This window comes from Longimicrobiaceae bacterium (genome assembly GCA_035936415.1).
Taxonomy (GTDB): Bacteria; Gemmatimonadota; Gemmatimonadetes; order Longimicrobiales; family Longimicrobiaceae; genus JAFAYN01.
Genome location: DASYWD010000079.1, coordinates 1 through 2,716, shown reverse-complemented (window position 1 = coordinate 2,716; position 2,716 = coordinate 1). Strand labels below are relative to the sequence as shown.

Below are 2,716 nucleotides of genomic sequence, written 5' to 3'. Positions count from 1 at the left end.
GAGAGTGTGGAGGCGAGAGCCGACGCGCTGCAATGCTCCGAGGCGATCGTCTTCATACAGCAAACCCTCCGATGGATGTGACCCATCGGAGGGTTTGTTGCTTCAACTCCCGGACCTCAATCTCCGGGATGACTCATGTTTGTGTTGAGTAAGCGCCCACTCCAGGACTCGGAGATGTAGCTTCATCCGCTTGTCCCGCCCTCGGTCCCGGGGCGCAAACTCTTGCGTTGTCTCGCGATGCGCTGGAACGGGTGCCTACGGGCGCACTTTCGTGGTCGTTTGCTCGCTCACGTCCTGTGCGGTCATCTGTACATCAAAGCGCAACGAGAAGCGCAACGGCGCGAACACCCACTCGCCCCGTGAGGCCGTCCACGAGGTCGGCGCTCGCTGGATCCATCCCCGCCGCCGTGCGGGCCTCAGGCTGGGGGGTAAACCCAACAGCTCTGCCATCACGGGCAATAGTGTTGCGAAAGCGGTCGATTCCGCACGGCCCTCGGATCTGCTAGAGCGTTCGGTGCCGGTAGTGCTCCGGTCCGGGCACCTGTCGCGCCGCCTGACCTAGTACTACAGTTGCACAACTGATGCAGTGAATCGGACCGGATCTACAGCAGGAGGTGGATCATGGTCGAGATGCAGGTGGTGTCGGGCTGGACCGAGCAGTTGGAGGCGCTGGTGCAGCGCCTCGCCCCTCACTTCGCGCGGCGCGAGCCGCGCCGACGGGCTCGCGCTTATCTGGAAGGGCTCCTCGGCCGAGCCGAACGGCGCAACGGCTGGCATCTGGCCGAAGCCGCCGGAGAGGCGACGCCCTACGGGATGCAGCGCCTGGTGGCAAGCGCCTCCTGGGATGCCGCTCAGGTCCGGGATGATCTGCAGCAGTACGTGGTCGAGCACCTGGGCGATCCGGCCGCCGTGCTGGTCCTCGATGAGACGGGCTTTCTGAAGAAGGGCACGAAGTCGGCCGGAGTGGCGCGGCAGTACAGCGGCACCGCCGGACGCATCGAGAACTGCCCGGTGGGGGTATTCCTGGCCTACGCAGCCGCAGAGGGCATCGCCTTTCTGGATCGGGAGCTGTACCTGCCCAAGGGATGGACCGAGGATCGAGCACGCTGCCGGGAGGCGGGGATCCCCGAGGAGGTGAGTTTCGCGACCAAACCCCAGCTCGCGCGCCGTATGCTGGAGCGCGCGTTCGCGGCCGGAGTCCCGCACGCGTGGGTAACGGCCGACGAGGTGTACGGGCAGGATCGGCGGCTACGGCGGTGGCTTGAGGAGCGCAGCCAAGCCTTCGTGCTGGCCATCCCCTGCCAGGAGCGGCGCTGGATCGGGAGCGAGGAAGGAATCCGCGCGGTCCGGGTCGATGAACTGGCTCGCGCACTCCCCCCTGCGGCATGGAAGCGCATCAGTGCAGGGGCAGGTGCGAAGGGAGATCGCCTCTACGACTGGGCCTTCGTCCCGGCGCAGCAGCACGAGGCGAGGCAAGTGCGCCGTCTCCTCGTGCGCAGGAGCCTGGAGGATGCAGAGGATCGGGCCTACTATGCGGTCTTCGCACCCCAGGGCGCCACGCTGGAGGAACTGGTGCAGGTGGCCGGGCGGCGATGGGCCATCGAGATCGCCTTCGAGGCTGCCAAGCAGGAGGTCGGGCTGGATCAGTACGAGGTGCGCAAATGGGAGGCGTGGTATCGCTTCATCACGCTATAGCCCTCTTCGCCCATGCCTTCCTGGCCGTCCAGCGCGCCCGGGCCGAAAAGGGGGAGGCAGCGGCGATGAACTGATCCCGCTTACCGTCCCTGAAGTGCGACGGCTGCTCATGGGCCTGTATCTATGCCCTAACGCACGGGCGGAAGAGGTCCTGGCCTGGTCCGGGTGGAGGCGAAAGCACCAGGCCCGAGCTCGGCAGTGCCACTACCGTACTCGGGCCCGACGACATCTGCAACTGTAGTCTAACGTACTGCCAAACAAACACTTATGCTTGCATGCGATTACTCAGCTGTGAAGACGGTGTGAAAAGCGGTCACCCTTGAGTGCCGCCCTCGACTCCGGCGGCGGCTGAGAAATGCTGACATAACGCTCGTGCTCTGCGGGGTCGCAGGTCCTCTTGGCGCTTGCAGGGAAGCGCGAGAGGCCCGTGTGAACTCCAGCTACGCTCCTTGCGGAAATCAGCCCCGGCCGTGATTACGCGTGGCCGGTGCCGGAAGAGCTTAACGCCTACAGGCACTTCAGCCGAGCAGCGACGAACCGTCGCCGCTTGGCTCCCGCCGACCAGCCCGAATCTAGATCATGACGCGTTCCGCGGCGGCCTCCGTCTACTCTCCCGCCGGATCACGGCTGGAGCGCGGGGGCCCGGTAGGCTCGATCCACGGATTGGAATAGGGGCCCCGCGCCTCGATCCCCGCCCGGCCGCGCCCCGGAGGTCCGGAGCCGCCGGACGGATTCACCTTCTCCGCCGCGCTCTCCTCCACCATGGTCGCGTAGGTGCCATCGCGCGGATCCACTAGTGGTTTGAGTTAGAAATCATTCGGCTGTTTGGCCCGGGTGGTGCCAGACCGGGTATGGTCCCATACTGGAGGGAGCCATGCCTCGAGGACCTCGCCCCACCCCGCTCGCGCTCTCGGAGTCGGACCGAGAGGCACTTCTTCGCCTGGCGCGTCGGCCGAAGACAGCGCAGGCGCTCGCCCTGCGTGCCCGCATCGTGCTCGCGTGCGCGGAGCAGCCCGATACC

Annotated in this window: 1 pseudogene; it reads left to right on the top strand. The window is 66.1% G+C overall.

Annotated features, from left to right (window positions below):
- Window positions 1-630: 630 nt before the first annotated feature.
- Window positions 631-1,769: pseudogene (locus VGR37_03335) on the top strand (IS701 family transposase).
- Window positions 1,770-2,716 lie beyond the last annotated feature (947 nt).